The organism is Acinetobacter sp. GRABPA_MV_2, from assembly GCF_056725885.1.
Genome location: NZ_JBWZNA010000002.1, coordinates 1 through 17,196 on the forward strand (window position 1 = coordinate 1; position 17,196 = coordinate 17,196).

Annotated in this window: 13 protein-coding genes and 1 pseudogene; 7 read left to right on the plus strand and 7 right to left on the minus strand. The window is 38.8% G+C overall.

Annotation, left to right across the window (positions count from 1 at the left end):
* The 4 genes and pseudogenes from ACXM0J_RS01815 to pepN form a co-directional block, all read right to left on the minus strand.
* Positions 1-630: pseudogene (locus tag ACXM0J_RS01815) on the minus strand (fimbria/pilus outer membrane usher protein); the annotation flags it as partial.
* Between the two features lie 9 nt (positions 631-639).
* The gene (locus ACXM0J_RS01820) at positions 640-1,344 is read right to left on the minus strand and encodes a fimbrial biogenesis chaperone (RefSeq protein ID WP_086265963.1); all 705 of its coding nucleotides are present in this window, start codon (positions 1,342-1,344) and stop codon (positions 640-642) included.
* A gap of 73 nt (positions 1,345-1,417) precedes the next feature.
* Positions 1,418-1,948, minus strand: coding sequence for a Csu type fimbrial protein (locus ACXM0J_RS01825; protein ID WP_086265962.1), 531 nt, complete (start codon positions 1,946-1,948; stop codon positions 1,418-1,420).
* Between the two features lie 583 nt (positions 1,949-2,531).
* The gene (gene pepN, locus ACXM0J_RS01830) at positions 2,532-5,138 is read right to left on the minus strand and encodes an aminopeptidase N (RefSeq protein ID WP_086265961.1); all 2,607 of its coding nucleotides are present in this window, start codon (positions 5,136-5,138) and stop codon (positions 2,532-2,534) included.
* A gap of 318 nt (positions 5,139-5,456) precedes the next feature.
* Between pepN and ACXM0J_RS01835 the strand changes: the two genes are divergently transcribed.
* The 3 genes from ACXM0J_RS01835 to thiM all read left to right on the plus strand — a co-directional run bounded on the left by ACXM0J_RS01835 (position 5,457) and on the right by thiM (position 7,886).
* Complete coding sequence (locus tag ACXM0J_RS01835) at positions 5,457-5,714, plus strand: hypothetical protein (RefSeq protein WP_002119338.1); 258 nt, start codon at positions 5,457-5,459, stop codon at positions 5,712-5,714.
* A 151-nt stretch (positions 5,715-5,865) separates the two neighbouring features.
* Positions 5,866-7,023, plus strand: coding sequence for a hypothetical protein (locus tag ACXM0J_RS01840; RefSeq protein WP_068562747.1), 1,158 nt, complete (start codon positions 5,866-5,868; stop codon positions 7,021-7,023).
* A gap of 35 nt (positions 7,024-7,058) precedes the next feature.
* Positions 7,059-7,886, plus strand: coding sequence for a hydroxyethylthiazole kinase (gene thiM, locus ACXM0J_RS01845; protein WP_086265960.1), 828 nt, complete (start codon positions 7,059-7,061; stop codon positions 7,884-7,886).
* Between the two features lie 122 nt (positions 7,887-8,008).
* On the opposite strand, the gene ACXM0J_RS01850 is transcribed toward thiM, so the two are convergent.
* Together ACXM0J_RS01850 and ACXM0J_RS01855 are read right to left on the minus strand one after the other, a co-directional pair.
* Positions 8,009-8,368: a 5-carboxymethyl-2-hydroxymuconate Delta-isomerase gene (locus ACXM0J_RS01850; protein ID WP_213034456.1), complete on the minus strand. Its 360-nt coding sequence runs from the start codon at positions 8,366-8,368 to the stop codon at positions 8,009-8,011.
* Between the two features lie 43 nt (positions 8,369-8,411).
* Positions 8,412-10,124, minus strand: coding sequence for an AAA family ATPase (locus tag ACXM0J_RS01855; protein ID WP_086265958.1), 1,713 nt, complete (start codon positions 10,122-10,124; stop codon positions 8,412-8,414).
* A gap of 230 nt (positions 10,125-10,354) precedes the next feature.
* On the opposite strand from ACXM0J_RS01855, the gene mdh reads away from it, so the two are divergent.
* Positions 10,355-11,527 (plus strand): iron-dependent methanol dehydrogenase, encoded by a 1,173-nt coding sequence (gene mdh / locus ACXM0J_RS01860; protein ID WP_086265957.1) that lies wholly within the window; start codon positions 10,355-10,357, stop codon positions 11,525-11,527.
* A 195-nt stretch (positions 11,528-11,722) separates the two neighbouring features.
* The gene (locus ACXM0J_RS01865) at positions 11,723-12,691 is read left to right on the plus strand and encodes an alpha/beta hydrolase (RefSeq protein ID WP_086265956.1); all 969 of its coding nucleotides are present in this window, start codon (positions 11,723-11,725) and stop codon (positions 12,689-12,691) included.
* Here ACXM0J_RS01865 and ACXM0J_RS01870 read toward each other — a convergent pair.
* Positions 12,688-13,878: a helix-turn-helix domain-containing protein gene (locus ACXM0J_RS01870; RefSeq protein ID WP_086265955.1), complete on the minus strand. Its 1,191-nt coding sequence runs from the start codon at positions 13,876-13,878 to the stop codon at positions 12,688-12,690. The genes ACXM0J_RS01865 and ACXM0J_RS01870 overlap by 4 nt on opposite strands.
* A 142-nt stretch (positions 13,879-14,020) precedes the next feature.
* On the opposite strand from ACXM0J_RS01870, the gene exaC reads away from it, so the two are divergent.
* Positions 14,021-15,532 carry an acetaldehyde dehydrogenase ExaC gene (gene exaC, locus ACXM0J_RS01875; RefSeq protein WP_004791594.1) on the plus strand — a complete coding sequence of 504 codons (1,512 nt, stop codon included), beginning with the start codon at positions 14,021-14,023 and terminating at the stop codon, positions 15,530-15,532.
* Between the two features lie 220 nt (positions 15,533-15,752).
* Complete coding sequence (eat, locus tag ACXM0J_RS01880) at positions 15,753-17,189, plus strand: ethanolamine permease (protein WP_086265954.1); 1,437 nt, start codon at positions 15,753-15,755, stop codon at positions 17,187-17,189.
* The last annotated feature ends 7 nt before the right edge of the window (positions 17,190-17,196 follow it).

Consider the following 17,196-nt stretch of genomic DNA (forward strand, 5'->3'; position numbering starts at 1 on the left):
ACTATAACTATTTTCACTACTACCGTTATATAAAACCCCTGATGAGAAGTTACCAATTGCACTGTTAAAGATCCCCTCAGCCGTACCTGAGAAAACGTTCTCGTCATTGGTTATGGTGTTATACAGACTGTAATTCAGAATGGCTGCATTTAAGGGTTTCATCTTTAGCAAATTGGGGCTAGTAATCTGCTGACCACTTAAGTCGACTGAGTAACCCGTTAACATGTTCGGTGGAACTTTTAAGTTTAAAGACTGCTCATTCTCGAGATATTTAAACTGGATTCCGTTTAGATCATCAATACACACCCACTGGTTATCTGGGATATGTTCATCTATTTTTATTCTTAAATTTTTTAAGGTACTAGAACGAATATATAGTTTTTCATCCTTAGATTGCTTTACAGCAACCAAATCTTCAGAAGCATTTGAGTTAATCGAAATATTTAAAAATAGCTGAATGAAATTAAGATCTTGCTCCTGCTCATTCGTTCCTACTTGTGTATATTCACTATTGCTACCTACAGATTTAGGAACACTGGGAACTGCAGTATTGGTATGATCTAGTAACTGTTCGGCAAAAGAATATGTAGGAAAATACGCAACACATAAGACACCTATAATGTATTTCATATAAGCCTCTTAAAGTGTGGTTTTCTTACCATTAACTGTTAGAGATACGCTGTATTTATGATTTGGTTGGTAGGTAAAGTTACTAATCGAGTAACTTTTCGACTTCTCCGCAAGAATATAACCATTCACAGTATTTACTTTAATCGGATAACTTTTATTCGCCGTTGTATCAACAAGCGTTAGACTATTTAACAGCGCATGTCGGTTACCTATATTGCTAATATTTAAAGAAGGTGTGTTCTGGTTAACATCAATTTTCCAACTCAGTTTGGTAATTGCATCTTTATTCACTACAAATACAGGTAATGATGAGCGAAGTAATACATTTACTCCCTGAGCTGCTTTACGACTATCAATTGGTTTTGGTAACTCATCAATAATAATACGATAAGTTTTTTCACCAGAAATAGGTTCTGGATTAATCCTAACTACACGCAAGTTATAAGAATCATTAGGTTGTAGTTTTAAAAATGGTGGACTAACTACAATCTCATCCGTAGGGACTAATTGATCTTGTCCAGCATTTTGCCTCCACTCAAATACACGCACCTGTAAATCAGCACTTTCATTTGACTGGTTATATAAACTAATTGAAGCAGCATTTTGATTACTTAATATTTCTACATTTACAGGTGAAAGACGGATTGTTGCGGCGTTAATAGAGCTAGATAAAGATAAGAATAATCCCGTAATAATAAAAATATTTTTTTTCATGATTTGCTCAAATATAACTTTTTTAATGTATTAGCCCTTTCAAAAGGGCTAACGTAATTCTAATTTATGCAAATTAATAAGTTACTGTGACAGTCACACTGTCAACATAGCTACCAGCACTTGGTAAACTTGTTCCTGCAGGAATACGACCATACACATTTACAGTTTGAACATTACCTGTTCCGGTTCCACTGTAGGCAGTCGTTGCAATACCAATTGCTGTGGCACGCCCTGTGTCAGAGAAAAGGTTGTAAGGAATATATTCGTCGCTAGTCGCCCCACCGATCATACGACGTTGAGTTGATAAAACATTCTGACCACCATCAAATGACAAAGTCCATGGCACAGTATTATTACAAAGGACTTTAATTGAGGTACCACCTGTCGTTGTGGTATCTGCATCGACATTGCTAGCCAGCGAACTTAAAGTACCAAAGTCTAAAACGGCATTTGTTGTCGTACCGGTTGCAGAGGTATTCAATACACAACTATTGGTTACTGTTGCTCTAACAGTTAATGTACCTGTTGCTGTAGCTGCATTTGCCGCATTGAGAGAAAATACTCCTGCAACAACTGCTGATAAATAAATAAAAGTCTTTTTCATGGCCAAAACCTTTTAAACTAAATTATCGAATTAATAGATATAAAAAATTTAACCCTTATTCTTACAATCATTTTTATTTGACTGCTCTTTTAAAGCTTATTTTTTTATCCTACTTTCCAACATAATACATAAAAATAAATAAAATGCATGTTCACGTTATTATTTTAATTTCTAATCAATAAAACAAATTTACCTAAACCTATCTTACGGATACAAAAAAACAATAATTACAAAATTTAAGTTTTTGATTTAAATAACTTTAATAAAATTTAAAAAAAATTTATTTATTTAAATTTAAATAAATATGTCAAAAAATTATCAAACTTTATGAAATTAAATTCTATTTACATAAGTACTTAGTTATTTCCTGACTATACTTTTAATGGTAATTTTATATTATTACTTAAAAGTTTATCTCCAATAAAGTATTCAAGATTATAATTTATATAAAAATAAAATGATCAAACTTGATCTACAGATGAACTATAACAAGAATAGTTTTATTTCTTTTAAATCTTGAAGAGCTATGAGATATAAAAAATAAAGGCCTCTTTAGAGACCTTTATTTAGTAAGTTTAAATAATTAAACGCTCAGCATGCTATTTAAAGTTTCAGAAACATTTTTCGATTTCACTTTAGGCTGCAATGCTTTTAAAGCTTGTTGAACTTGTGTTCGCTGAGGCTCTGCAAGCGTATACCAGCGAGATAACACCTGTAATAGGCGTGAACCTAAAATCGGGTTTTTCTCGTCAAGATATTCTGCAAGGTTAATAAAGTGAGCTACACCAAAGCCCCAAGTATTTTCAGGATTATTTGACAAGCCACCACTTACCGCACGAATACGGTTTGGAGTTGTTAAATCATAGTCGGGATGTTGAGTTAAGTACTCGATTGTTTCTGTTGTGGCATTTGGGTTTGCAGCCTGAATCATAAACCACTGGTCTAAAGATAAAGCTTCATCTTTAAAGCGGTCATAGAAATCAGCAAGTGCCTCTTGAGCTTGAGGTGCGTTTTGCCAAACCAATACACGTAGCGCACCTAAACGCTCAGACATATTGCCTGTGTTTTGGTATTGAACATGTGCTAATTCAAATGCACTTTGATCACCCTGACGAGCCATCATCATCAGCATGATATTTTTTAATGCGCGTACACCCATGGCTAAAGAGAATTCTTTTTGCAAGTCAGGGTCAAGTGTAAGGTAGGTATCTTTCCAAAACGAACCCAGCTCTTGTGCTAAACGATTTAGTAAAGCTTCACGCTTTACATGAATATCGGCTGGTGCATAGTTCTGATCAATACGACTACCCAAATAACCTTCACTTGGAACATCAAACAAACGTGATGCTAAAAGCGGGTCGCGGCCAACCAACTCAGGCAATGTGCTTTGAATAGCTTGAATGTAAGCATCTGCAGAATGGTCTTCTAGCAAAATACGTTCAAGTAAGGTTTGTGTTGCTTGCCACTGGTTGAAACCGTTTGTTTCATGTTGAATTAAGAATGCTAATTCTTCATCACTATAATCAAATACCAGATTTACAGGTGCAGAGAAATTACGTAGTAGTGAAACAACAGGTTGCTCAGTCACACCTGTAAACTCAATAGTTGCCTCATCTTGGTCAAACAAGTACACGCCATCTTTAACATCATTTACGAATAGGCTTTCACTATGCAATCTATATTGCTCGCCTGTTTGAGCGCTAAAGAGCGCTAAAGCAACAGGAATTGGAACAGCTTTTAAATTTGGATATTTCGGATGCGATTTTAGGCTTTGTTTAAAGCTTAAACGATAAGTTTGCGCTGCTGCATCATATTCACCTTTTGCTTCAAGTTTTGGCGTACCTGGTTGGTTATACCAAGTTAAGAATGCAGATAAATCAACACCTGAACCTGCAGATAATGCAGCAACCCAGTCTTCTACTGTTACGGCTTGTCCATCATGACGGCGGAAGTATTCATCGGTTCCTTGACGGTATTTTTCTTTACCTAACAAAGTCGACATCATACGGTTAATTTCCGCACCTTTTTCATAGACTGTCGCTGTGTAGAAGTTATTAATTTCGACAAAGTGATCTGGACGTGGTGGATGTGACAATGGCCCAGCATCTTCAGGGAATTGGTGTGATTTAAGTACGGCAACGTCATCAATACGTTGAACCGCAGCAGATTGTAAATCTTCCGAGAAAGACTGGTCACGGAAAACCGTTAAACCTTCTTTTAAGCACAGCTGGAACCAGTCACGGCAAGTAATACGGTTACCTGTCCAGTTATGGAAATATTCATGCGCAATCACAGACTGTACTCGCATAATAGCTGCATCAGTTGTGTATTCTTCATCGGCAAGTACGCATGAGGTATTAAAGATGTTTAAACCTTTATTTTCCATGGCACCCATGTTGAACTGGCTAACAGCAACAATCATATAGTTGTCGAGGTCATAAGCACGGCCGTAGTGTTCTTCATCCCAACGCATTGAATGCTTTAATGCTTCCATTGCGATATGGCATTTTGGAATGTCTTTCTCGATTGCATAGATTTCTAAAGCAACATCGCGCCCTTCAGACGTCGTATAGCGGTCTTTAAGAACAGCTAAATCACCAATAACACAAGCAAACAAGTAGCTTGGTTTTTTAGTCGGGTCTTGCCAGATCGCAAAGTGGCGGTTTTCACCTACCTCACCTGTTTCAAGCAAATTACCATTGGCAAGTAACACTGGATATTTTTTGTCGGCTTCTACACGTGTCGTAAAGACTGAAAGTACATCTGGACGGTCTGGATAGAACGTGATTTTGCGGAAGCCTTCAGGTTCATTCTGGGTTACAAACAACTCATCTGCTTTATATAAACCTTCAAGCTGAGTGTTGGTTTCAGGATGAATAATCACTTGAGTTTGTAAAATGACTTCATCTGGTGCATCAGTGATCACCAGTTGTTCACTATCGAGTGAATATTGTGCAGGAGTAAGATCTTGACCATTGAGCTGAATAGATTGCAACTCAAGATCACGACCTAATAATACCAAGTCTCCAGCAGTTTGACGCTTCATGACTAATGTTGAATCAACAATTGTTTTATCGTCATATACTTGAATATCAAGATTAATGGATTCAACCAAGAATGAAGGTTTTTGATAATCTTTTAAATAAACTGTTTGATCTGCCTGAACTGGAGGCTGCGCCGCAATATTCATCTTTATTCCTTATATACTTTTCGGAAACCGTAGTACGAATTTTATGAACTTGATCATACACATTCATACATACCGTGTTTGTTTACCTTTATAAAATTAATGGGACTTCATTTATACATTTCAAATTAGAATCGTCTTTTATTAGCACAGATTAGACCAAATTTACGATAATCGTTGCTTATATAATCAATCTATACAATAAAAATAAAACAACTTCAGCTTTTAACATTTTTTAGAGTCAGCTTACATTTTGGGCATGGTTCTTGCCTTCATTAATACACCAATATAAATATTTCAATTAGAACAAGAGGTGTCAGTATGGAATTAAAAGCACATTTTCATCGTTTAGAAAATATTAAAGCGATTCATGATCTAAACGCAGCAGGTCTCGATCACCATGTGATTGCGGTGTTTTTATCTGCAGAAGGTATTTCAATGACTGCTCAGGAGGTAACTTCTATCGTCAATACTTACGACGCTTTAGGTAAAGTAAAATTACCAAGTAAAAAAGTGCAGGCACTTATTAATGCCAAAAAGCTTGGACAGAATGATGAGAGCTTGCCGTGCCCTGTTTAATCTTAACTTTTAGTCTGTTATGAAAACCTAAAATCAAAATAAAGATTTTAGGTTTTCTATTTTTGCACCAAACAAAAAGACAATCTCAGCTATCGGCAATGTGGCTGTGTATAATAGCTCTATCCTGACTAATTTATGCATTCGGAGCGAAATGGCCTTACAAATTCTACAGAAACAGCTAGATGAAAGTAGCCATTGTCCTCTCTGCCAAGCTTCAATGTACTGGGTAGATGCCGAGCAATTTGAACAAGACATTCAGTTTCATGAATGCAGTCATTGTCAGCACCGTGTATTTAAAGATACGAAAATGACTTGTCATTGTGAAACATGCACAAAACAACGGAAAAAGCTTTTACAGCAAACACGCCTACAAGAACAACGCCAGTTCAAGTCAAAAGAGCAACCACAACGTAGTTTGGAACAGCTCAGTTTTTTACATAAACTTTTTTTACTCAGCCTACTTGATGACTATGCTCGTGATGATCTTGCACATGACGAATACATTCACTGGGACCAGATTAAATATCAGTCCATTACACCAAACTGGATTTTTCAAAACTATCTGATTAAGCAACTCCATAAAGATGGAATTTTAAACGCCCAAGATCAAGCTGATGAACCTCAGTGCTTTTATTTAAACATTCGCTTGGATGGTTATAGTGACCCAAGTTTATTTAGTGTAGCCCAGCAACTACGCTACTGGTTTTATGAAAATTTAAGTCTTGGTATTCCGTTTCGTAGTGCCGATGAAGTAAAAGACGTACTTTTTCAGGTGCTCTATCAAGAGATTATTCAGTTTATGCAGTTCTATTGCCGAACTTGGGGCATTCAAATTGCAGGAAGCTCTAATTTCCAAACTTTTTGCTATCGCTTAATGGATTCATTGGCAATTGGTCAAATTTATTATTTAATTCAAACCGCGCTTGAGTACCTTTATAAACAAAAAGCCCTACAGCCGCGTAATGAAAAATTTATTAACACCAATTTGTTAAAGAAAACCTTAGAGCAATATCGTGAGAGAGCCTTAGCTGAAAAGTGGGAAACCTCAATGTTGCCTCGCCCTCACAATATTCCCTACAGTAAAATGAGTTATATTTTACTTAATCGCTTCTTAGGCTACGACGAACAGATCTTTGTACAACCTGTCTGGAAAGCATGGCGGAAAATTGAACCTCGATTAAACTTTTATTCAGTTAAACGCTGTATGCATTGTGGTTCAAATGATTTAAGTGTTGATTATGATGCGGCAGATTATGTTTCTTTGATTTGCCAAAGATGTAAGCATCAAGATCATTATTTTACTCACTAAATCTACAATCACTTTGGCTTAATAAGGATAGTAACATGACATCAGCATCGACTTTGATTGAGCAGGTAATTGACGCTTGGCAAAACATGCAGGCAAAAACGCCTCTTGTGCAATGCATTACCAATAGCGTTGCAGCCAACTATACAGCCAATGTCTTACTTGCTTCTGGTGCTTCACCTGCCATGATTGATAATCCTTATGAAGCAGAAAGTTTTACCAAAATTTCATCGGCTTTAAGCATTAATTTGGGCACACCTACTTCAGAGCAAATGCAAGCCATGCAAATCTCTGCCAAGGCAGCACAGCTTCATAACATTCCGTGGGTACTTGATCCAGTCGGCTATGGACCAATTTTAGCTTGGCGTAGTCAAATGACAGACGAGCTTTTACAGTTCAAGCCAAGCGTTATTCGTGGTAATGCTTCAGAAATCAGTACGCTTGCAGGCAACCAAGTTCAATCTAAAGGTGTCGATAGTACCCTAAGTAGTGATCAAGCCTATCAACAAGCCTATGCACTATTAGCACATGCGGACTGTATCGCTATTTCAGGTGAGTCAGATTATATTTTATCTAAAGAATTAGATGCTGTGATTCAAGTAAACGGCGGAAGCCCTTTACAGCCCAAAATCACAGCAACAGGCTGCGCTTTAGGTGCGTTAATCGCAGCATATAGCGCTGTGACGACGCCAACGATTGCTGCTCTTTCAGCTCATGTTCATTTTGCGATTGCGGGTAAACTTGCTGCAAATCAAGCACAAACTATGGGAAGTTTTAGTACCATCTTTATGGATTATATCCATATGCTAGATGACAACTTGATCGAACAATATGCAGATATTAGGCTTTTAGAGATACAGGCATAACCTAGATTATGCCTGTATCACGCTAGAATCACTTTAAAAGTAAGTAGATATCTATAATAAGATCGGACTACTTTTACATAGTGCTGATCTCTATTCTTGATTGAAATTGCGCTTTTTTAGAATTATACAACTTGCTTAAAGTAATCTTCTCTTGGCATATCGATAAGCTCAACGCACAATTGAATTTCTTTATTAAACTCTTGTTGTAAATAATTTTTATTGCTGAGTGCCGTTAATAGCTGATCACCCATTAGCTGTTTTTGTTCGTCAGTTCTTCCAGACAAAATATAAACTTTTACATGAATATAAGCTTGATCAGCCCCTAAGCCAATGAGGAAAACGTCATCTTTACGCGCACGGCTTTTAATGTCTTCTGGACTAAATAGCTCTGTCTCAATCAGTGTGGTATTAATTTCTTCAAGTAATTGTTTTGCGTTTAATCCAGTTAAGTTTTCTGAATAATCAACTACAACGTGCGGCATAGCCACCTCAATTTATATAATAAGTCATTAAGCTAATTAAACTTTACTCAATAAATAATAAAGCTAATCGAACCTGATCATATCCCATTCGAGGACTGGTTGCTTCAACAATTGGTCTTAGTTTGATCGAACCATCATCAGAAAAATGATCTGGATTTTGGCGCTTTTTCAGCTTCTTATAAATTTTTCGGATTTCTTCGACCACTTCTTCACCCGGATGGGCAACTGAAATATCCAGCTTTTGTTCTTTATGAAGTCGAGCCAAATGATTAATGATGGTTGCTGGTGTCAGACCACGCTCATGCGCGATGTCTTCAATCTCGTAACCTTCTTCAAACAATGCACGTGTCTCATCTAAAGTTGCCGTAGCATAATTTTGCTTTCCACCTTTTGCGAGTTTCTTCTCATTACGAGAAATCTCGGTTTCATTTAAGGTGCCACCACAGTGACGAATAAAGGCTTTATGCTGAGCCGTTAAATCTACATCTGCAAAGTTGTCTTCGGCCTCTTTTGAAAGCTCTTGAAAACGACGATCCGCTTTTACAGCTAAACTATCTAACTCTAAAGCTTGCTCGTTAATCCCTAATAATTTTAGACCAGTTAAAGATTTTAAGCGCGACAATGCAACATAACCCTGACCTTTTTCAAAGGTGTTCATGAGGTTAATTTCAGCCGCTTCTAAAGTCATCCCTTGGCTTTTATGAATAGTAATCGCCCACGCTAAACGAAGCGGAATTTGCTGAAAACTTGCAATCACTTTGCCTGCTTCATTTTCAACGGACCAAGTTTCAGGAGCAACCAACAAGGTTGTTCCATCGGTCAATTTTACTTTGGGCAGTAAGCCATTTTCATCATCTTCTTCAAAGCCGATGACTTCACCCAAGCTTCCATTGATATAACCCATATCAAAGTTATTTTTTACAAACATAACTTTGGCATGTTTTTTAAGGGTTAGCTCTTCTGGCGCACGAACTGAAGATTTTAAAGTTTCTAATAACTTTTCATTACCATCTAAAACAGCATTGAATTGATGCCCTTCGTTATCAATTTCATTTAAATGCTGATAATTGATGTTGTCGACATCCATATTGTGCGTATAAAGACGAGTAAAGGTCTCACCAATATCATGCGAGCGTGATTGACGCAGTGCTTGCAAATGATCGGGTTGAATATTTTGCGCACGAATAGCGTTTAAAATCTGGTTCAGAATTTCATCATCTTGACGGTGCTGTTCTGTTAAATAACATACACGGAATTTGGCTTCGACCCATGCATCTGACATAAAACAGAACTTATCACGGTTGGCTTCACCATTACGCCCTACAGGCGGCAACTGGAAGAAATCTCCAGCCACAATAACTTGAATACCGCCGAATGCTTCATCACTTTCTTTAAAATATTTTAGAACCTGATTGACCAGATTGAGCTGCTTCGCATGTAGCATCGAGATTTCATCAATCACAAGAACTTGCGCATTTTCAAGGTGTTCCTTGAGATATTTACGCTCTTTCATGCGTTTTAGATCGTCGTCAGTTAACAGATCTTTAATGCCAATGCCAGCCCATGTATGAATGGTCATACCGTTCATATGTGTTGCTGCAATACCTGTAGATGCCGTAATTGCCACAGGCACTTTACGTGCTTTGAGGTATTGGATGTACTGATTAAGTGTATAGGTTTTCCCTGCACCAGCCGAACCGGTTAAAAAGACATTTTCACCTGCTTTAAGCAGTTTAAGCGCAGTTTCCTGTTTCATAATCTCATATGTACATCTTTAACAGCCCATAGCTTAACGATTTTCCCGAAAAAATTAAATGAATGTGCCAAACTTTCTAAAAAGCACATATAAATCAATAATTAAAAACAAAATAATATTTGGTAGGTTTTTGGTAGGTAGGAAAATAAACTTCACATCACAATACTAAGGCCATGGTGAGGCTCACCTTTAATAACAAACAATGGATTTATGGAAGAAGGAATCACTCCATGGCTTTTAAAAATATTGCAGATCAAACAAACGGTTTTTATATTCCATGCGTATCACTCTTTGGACCAGGATGTGCTAAAGAAATTGGTACAAAGGCACAAAACCTTGGGGCAAAAAAAGCATTAATTGTGACCGATGAAGGCTTATTTAAATTTGGTGTTGCAGATCTTATCGCGAACTATTTAACAGAAGCAGGCGTCGCGAGCCATATATTCCCAGGTGCAGAACCTAACCCAACCGATATTAATGTTCATAATGGCGTAAATGCCTATAATGAAAATGGCTGTGACTTTATTGTCTCTCTAGGTGGTGGTTCATCTCACGACTGTGCAAAAGGGATTGGGTTAGTCACTGCGGGTGGTGGTCATATTCGTGACTACGAAGGCATCGATAAAAGTAAAGTGCCAATGACACCGTTAATTGCAGTGAACACAACTGCTGGTACTGCATCTGAAATGACCCGTTTTTGTATTATTACCAATACAGACACTCACGTAAAAATGGCGATTGTTGACTGGCGTTGTACTCCACTTATTGCGATCGATGACCCGAAACTCATGATTGCAAAACCTGCTGGTTTAACCGCTGCAACAGGTATGGATGCATTAACCCATGCAGTTGAAGCATATGTTTCTACGGCAGCAAACCCAATTACCGATGCTTGTGCAGAAAAAGCCATTACGATGATTAGTCAATGGTTACAACCTGCTGTCGCAAATGGCGAAAACATCGAAGCGCGTGATGCAATGAGCTATGCACAATATTTGGCTGGCATGGCATTTAACAACGCATCTTTAGGTTATGTTCACGCAATGGCGCACCAGTTAGGCGGTTTCTACAACCTCCCGCACGGCGTATGTAATGCAATCTTGTTACCACACGTCTGTGAATTTAATTTAATTGCTTGCCCAGATCGCTACGCAAAAATCGCAGAGTTAATGGGTGTAAATACTCACGGACTCACCGTAACAGAAGCTGCCTATGCTGCAATTGATGCCATTCGTAAACTGTCTTCATCAATTGGTATTCCATCTGGTTTAACAGAGCTTGGTGTGAAAATTGAAGACCTTGCGGTGATGGCAGATAATGCTCAAAAAGATGCATGTATGCTCACCAACCCTCGTAAAGCAAATCATGCACAAGTTGTGGAGATTTTCAAAGCAGCACTTTAATACTGATGTAATGGCATATCCCTCTAGTAAGTCAAATCCCTCCGACCGTTGACTTACTTTTTTGGGGAATACTTAGCTCCAGCGGTATTCCCTTTTTTTAGAACCTAAACTCCAACCCTCTCTAAACCTAATTGACAATTCGCCCATTTCATTGAAGGATACTCTGCATGTCTTAATTACAATAGCTCGATAAAAATGAATACATCTTTAGCTAATCAAACTTATGTTCCAGATATTTTAGGCACGGGTTACGAACAGCTCACACTTAGTTTTCCTGATGATTATGAAGGGAAAGTTGTAGCCACCTTAGTCCGTAAAAAAGCTGCTCAATCTACTCAAAAAGCCGTACTATATATTCATGGTTTTTTAGACTATTTCTTTCAAACCGAAATGGCTGAGCAATTTAATGCTCATGGTTATGACTTCTATGCACTTGATTTAAGAAAATATGGCCGCTCAAAGCTGCCTCATCAAATTTTCTATAATGTGCTCGATTTAAATGAATACGACTCCGAAATTACTCAAGCATTACAGATTATTGGCGAAGAGCAACACACTCAGGTTTTACTCGCAGGTCATTCAACTGGTGGTTTGACAGCAACACTTTATGCTGCCCACCATCCAGATCATCCTCTTATTAAAGCGCTATGGGCAAATAGTCCGTTTTACGACTTTAATTTAAGTCTAATCGAAAAGAAATTTGGTATTCCAATGCTCAGTCGAGTAGGAAAATATCTACCAAAAGTTAAATTCCCAAGCCAATTAAACAAATGGTATACCACCAGTCTTCACAAGCAGCTCAAAGGTGAATGGGAGTTTAACCTTGACTGGAAACCAACCTCTGCCCCTACAGTTCAACTCAGTTTTGTACATGCGATTCATACGGCACAAAAAGAGATTCATCGCGGGGTTAAACTAAACGTTCCCGCACTGATTATGCATTCGCATCAAACTAAAAACCCGCGCAAATGGGGTCCAGATGCAACTCAAAGTGACGTGATTTTAGATGTTAAAGACATTGAAAAACATGGTAAAAAAATTAAAGGCGATGTTTCTATAGTCTCTATTCACAATGGGTTGCATGACTTAGTCCTTTCGGCCCAGCCAGTACGAGAACAAGTCTATCAACAATTATTCCAGTGGCTGGATCAAAAAATTACTTAACTAAGCTTAGGTGAGTCAAGGTATTTCACCAGCAGTTGATGCGCAGGATGTTCGCTCGGTAATAGCTCCATAAGGCGTTCTACCGCATCGATTGCTTCAGGGAAATGAGCTAAATGCTTTAACAGTAAATCTGTTTCTTGGGTTTTAAAAATTGCATCGCTTAAACGTGATTCAAGGCAGTCGCGCCATGCGCATAAAAATGGACTTTCAGTTTTTGCCAGAAACACGCCTGTGTAAAGCTGCAAAGCAGATGCGGCATATCCTGCATCGAGTGCCTGTTCAGCTTGTAAAAAATCAGCTTCAACATGCACCAGCAAACGATATGGGCGTGAACCAAGTAAACCTCCCAAAATATCTCTTAGTTGAGACATTTCAGCTTTAAGTGTGCCCATGCTGACTTTACGTTCGCCATAGAGCGCCTGATAAAGATGCTCTAAAGTTAAACCATGCGGACATAAGGCCAAGATGGTTAAAATTTCAATTTGACGCGGCGTTAATAACAAGCTTTTACCGTTAAATTTAACTTGCGGCGTCGAAAATGCCCGGATGTGTAAATGGTGACGCTGCTGCTCTAGCAAAGCAGACTGAATAATGGATGCACAACGTTCAGCAGCCAGAATTCCTAAACTATTATGGTTCTTCCACGTGGTTGATAGATCAACGACGCCTAACGTCTGTTTTGAATATGGGTCGATAATCGGTGCGGCATAACACACCCAATCATGAATTGACTCCATGTAATGTTCATTAGAAAAAACACAACTTGATTGTTGAGTTTTTAAAGATAAAGCCAAGGCATTGGTGCCAACAAATTCTTCACGCCACTGACCACCTTGTACAAAATGTACACGCTCAGCAGCACTTTGCATTTGAGCACTTGGTGCCGTCCAGATAATCGTACTGCCAATATCACCGACAGCAATCACCATAGAAGATTGCTCTGCAATATGACGTAAGTCGTCGGCACATTGGCTTAAAGCCATATCTAAAGCATTTTGTGAAGCAGATTTTTTTTCGACTAATGGAGCCGCAAAACGCTCTTTAGGAATCGCAGCAGAAGCTGATCGTTCCCACGAACTTGCGATACTTTGGCCGAGTTTGGCAGCATTTTGAGGAGAGAGACTATTTTGCGTGCGCAGTTGATCAATCAACGTCCGTTGCTGCAATAAATCCTTTTTTGTGAACATTTGTAAATTCCTTATATATCCACATTTCTATTCCAACCTTTCTCCAACCTTCTTCTTTATATCCTAATTATACAAAGTACGAAAGTACCTACTGACAGGGTTCTTGTTAGTCTTTAGTCCTAAAAAGCAAAGGAATATTTATATGCGCTATATCGATCCAAATCAACCAGGCTCAAAAGTTCAATTCAAATCACAATATGAAAATTTTATTGGCGGTGAATGGGTGGCACCTGTAAAGGGTGCGTATTTTGACAATGTATCTCCTGTTGACGGAAAAGCTTTTACACGTATTCCACGTTCTAGTGCTGAAGATATTGAGCTCGCTCTAGATGCAGCGCACAAAGCAAAAGCAACATGGAATAAAGCATCACCAACAGTACGCTCGAATATCCTTTTAAAAATTGCTGATCGTTTAGAAGCAAATCTTGAAATGCTTGCTGTTGCAGAAACTTGGGATAACGGTAAAGCAGTCCGTGAAACTTTAGCAGCGGACCTTCCACTTGCGATTGACCATTTCCGTTATTTCGCTGGATGTATTCGTGCTCAAGAAGGCGGCATCTCGGAAATTGATGAAGATACCATTGCTTATCATTTCCATGAACCACTCGGTGTAGTTGGTCAAATTATTCCATGGAACTTCCCGATTTTGATGGCAGCATGGAAACTTGCACCTGCTTTAGCAGCAGGTAACTGTGTGGTAATTAAACCGGCTGAACAAACGCCCGTGGGTATTTTGTTGGTTGCTGAACTGATCCAAGACATTCTACCGCCGGGTGTCCTCAATATTGTGAATGGTTTCGGTTCAGAAGTCGGCCGTCCTTTAGCAACAAACCCACGTATTGCTAAAATCGCGTTCACAGGATCAACTCAAACTGGACAAATGGTGATGCAATATGCGACCGAAAATATTATTCCAGTCACCTTAGAACTTGGCGGTAAGTCACCAAACCTTTTCTTTGAAGATATCATGGATAAAGAAGATGATTTCTTAGAAAAAACGCTTGAAGGTTTTGCCATGTTTGCCTTAAACCAAGGTGAAGTATGTACTTGCCCTTCTCGTGCTTTAGTACAAGAAAGCATTGCTGATCAGTTCTTAGAGATGGCTGTCGAACGTGTAAAACGTATTAAAACTGGCCATCCTCTTGATACTGAAACCATGATTGGTGCTCAAGCATCTCTACAACAACAAGAGAAAATCTTACGTTGTATTAACACGGGTCGTGAAGAAGGTGCAGAACTCTTACTAGGCGGTAGTGGTCGTAAAGAAGTAGGCGATGGTTACTATGTCGATCCAACTATTTTTAAAGGTCACAATGGCATGCAAGTTTTCCAAGAGGAAATTTTTGGACCTGTACTTGCTGTGACAACGTTCAAAGACTTTGACGATGCAATCAAAATTGCTAATGACACCATGTATGGTTTAGGTGCTGGCGTTTGGTCACGTTCAGCACATATTTCTTACCGTGCTGGTCGTGCTATTGAAGCTGGTCGTGTCTGGACAAACTGCTATAACATCTACCCTGCACATGCTGCATTTGGTGGTTACAAGAAATCTGGTATTGGCCGTGAAAACCATAAGATGATGCTAGATCACTATCAACAAACTAAAAACTTGTTGGTGAGTTATTCAACTAAACCAATGGGCTTCTTCTAAGTTTCGCACCAAGTTGATACCAAGCTATCAACACTACAAAGAAATAAGATGCCTAATTATATAAGAAGCCAGTAATTTAGATTACTGGTTTCTTTATTCCCGATTGTTAAGATTGAATTTTTATCATTTAGAACAAAAAAGTTCCATCTACTCCCTGAGGCGCTTCATTTAGGCATTGCTTTTGCATTAATTCATACAAATCCACTCGCAGGAGTCTTGTATGAATCAACCAGAAACAGCTTCCGTTATTTCCTCAAAGACAGAAGTCTCGTCAGCAGAATATTTTGCTCAGCGTCAACTCAAACAAGGTACCGTTGGTTGGTTACTCCTGATTGGTTTAGGCGTGGCTTATGTGATATCTGGTGATTTTGCAGGTTGGAACTTCGGTATTGCTCAAGGTGGTTGGGGTGGTATGTTTATTGCAACTGCCCTCGCTGCAATCATGTATCTGTGTCTGTGTCTTTCCATGTCAGAAATGTCCACCATGATGCCGACAGCAGGTGGCGGTTATAGTTTTGCACGTGCTGCGTTTGGTCCTTTTGGGGGCTATTTAACAGGAACAGCAATTCTAATTGAATACGCAATTGCACCTGCGGCGATTGCCGTGTTTATTGGCGGTTATTGTGAATCTCTATTTGGTATTAATGGTTGGATGATTTACCTCGCCTGTTACGCCATTTTTATGGGCATACATCTCAAAGGTGCCGGCGAAGCCTTAAAAATTATGTTCGCAATTACCCTTGTCGCTGCTATTGCCCTTATTGTGTTTATTGTCGCAATGATTCCACACTTTAATGCACAAAATTTGTTTGATATCCCAGTTGGTACAGGTGTTGGTGCAAGTCTTTTTTTACCTCATGGCTATTTGGGTATTTGGGCTGCAGTTCCTTTTGCTATCTGGTTTTTCCTTGCAGTTGAAGGTGTGCCATTAGCAGCCGAAGAAGCAAAAGACCCAGCTAAATCTCTCCCTCGCGGTTTAATTGGTGCAATGCTCATCTTAACGGCGTTTGCTATGCTCATTTTATTCTTGGGTGCAGGCGCAGCAGGTGCAAGTACTTTGCAAAACTCAGGCGCTCCCCTCGTCGATGCTCTCGTTAAAGTTTATGGCACCAACACTTGGCTTGCGACTTTTGTTAACTTTGTGGGTTTAGCAGGTTTAATTGCGAGTTTCTTTTCAATTATCTATGCCTATTCGCGTCAAATTTTTGCACTCTCTCGTGCTGGTTACTTACCTACTTCACTCTCTTTAACCAATAAAAATAAAGCCCCTTATCTCGCAATTATTATTCCGGGTATTATCGGGTTCTTGCTTTCACTCACCAAAGAAGGCGATTCACTGATTTTAATTGCCGTGTTCGGTGCAACTATTTCTTATGTGTTGATTCTTTTGTCCCACATCAAACTACGCCTATCTAAACCCGACATGCCTCGTCCTTATAAAACTCCAGGGGGAGTCGTTACTTCAAGTATTGCCTTGATTCTAGCAGTCGCTGCTGTGGTCGCAGGCTTCGTTGTCAATCCGAAAGTTTGGTTTATTGCTGCCGCTATTTATATCGTATTTATTGCTTACTTTTTATTCTATAGCCGTTATCATTTAGTGAAAGGTACACCAGAAGAAGAGTTTGCAAATATTAAAGCCGCAGAACAAGAACTATAAAAAGGAT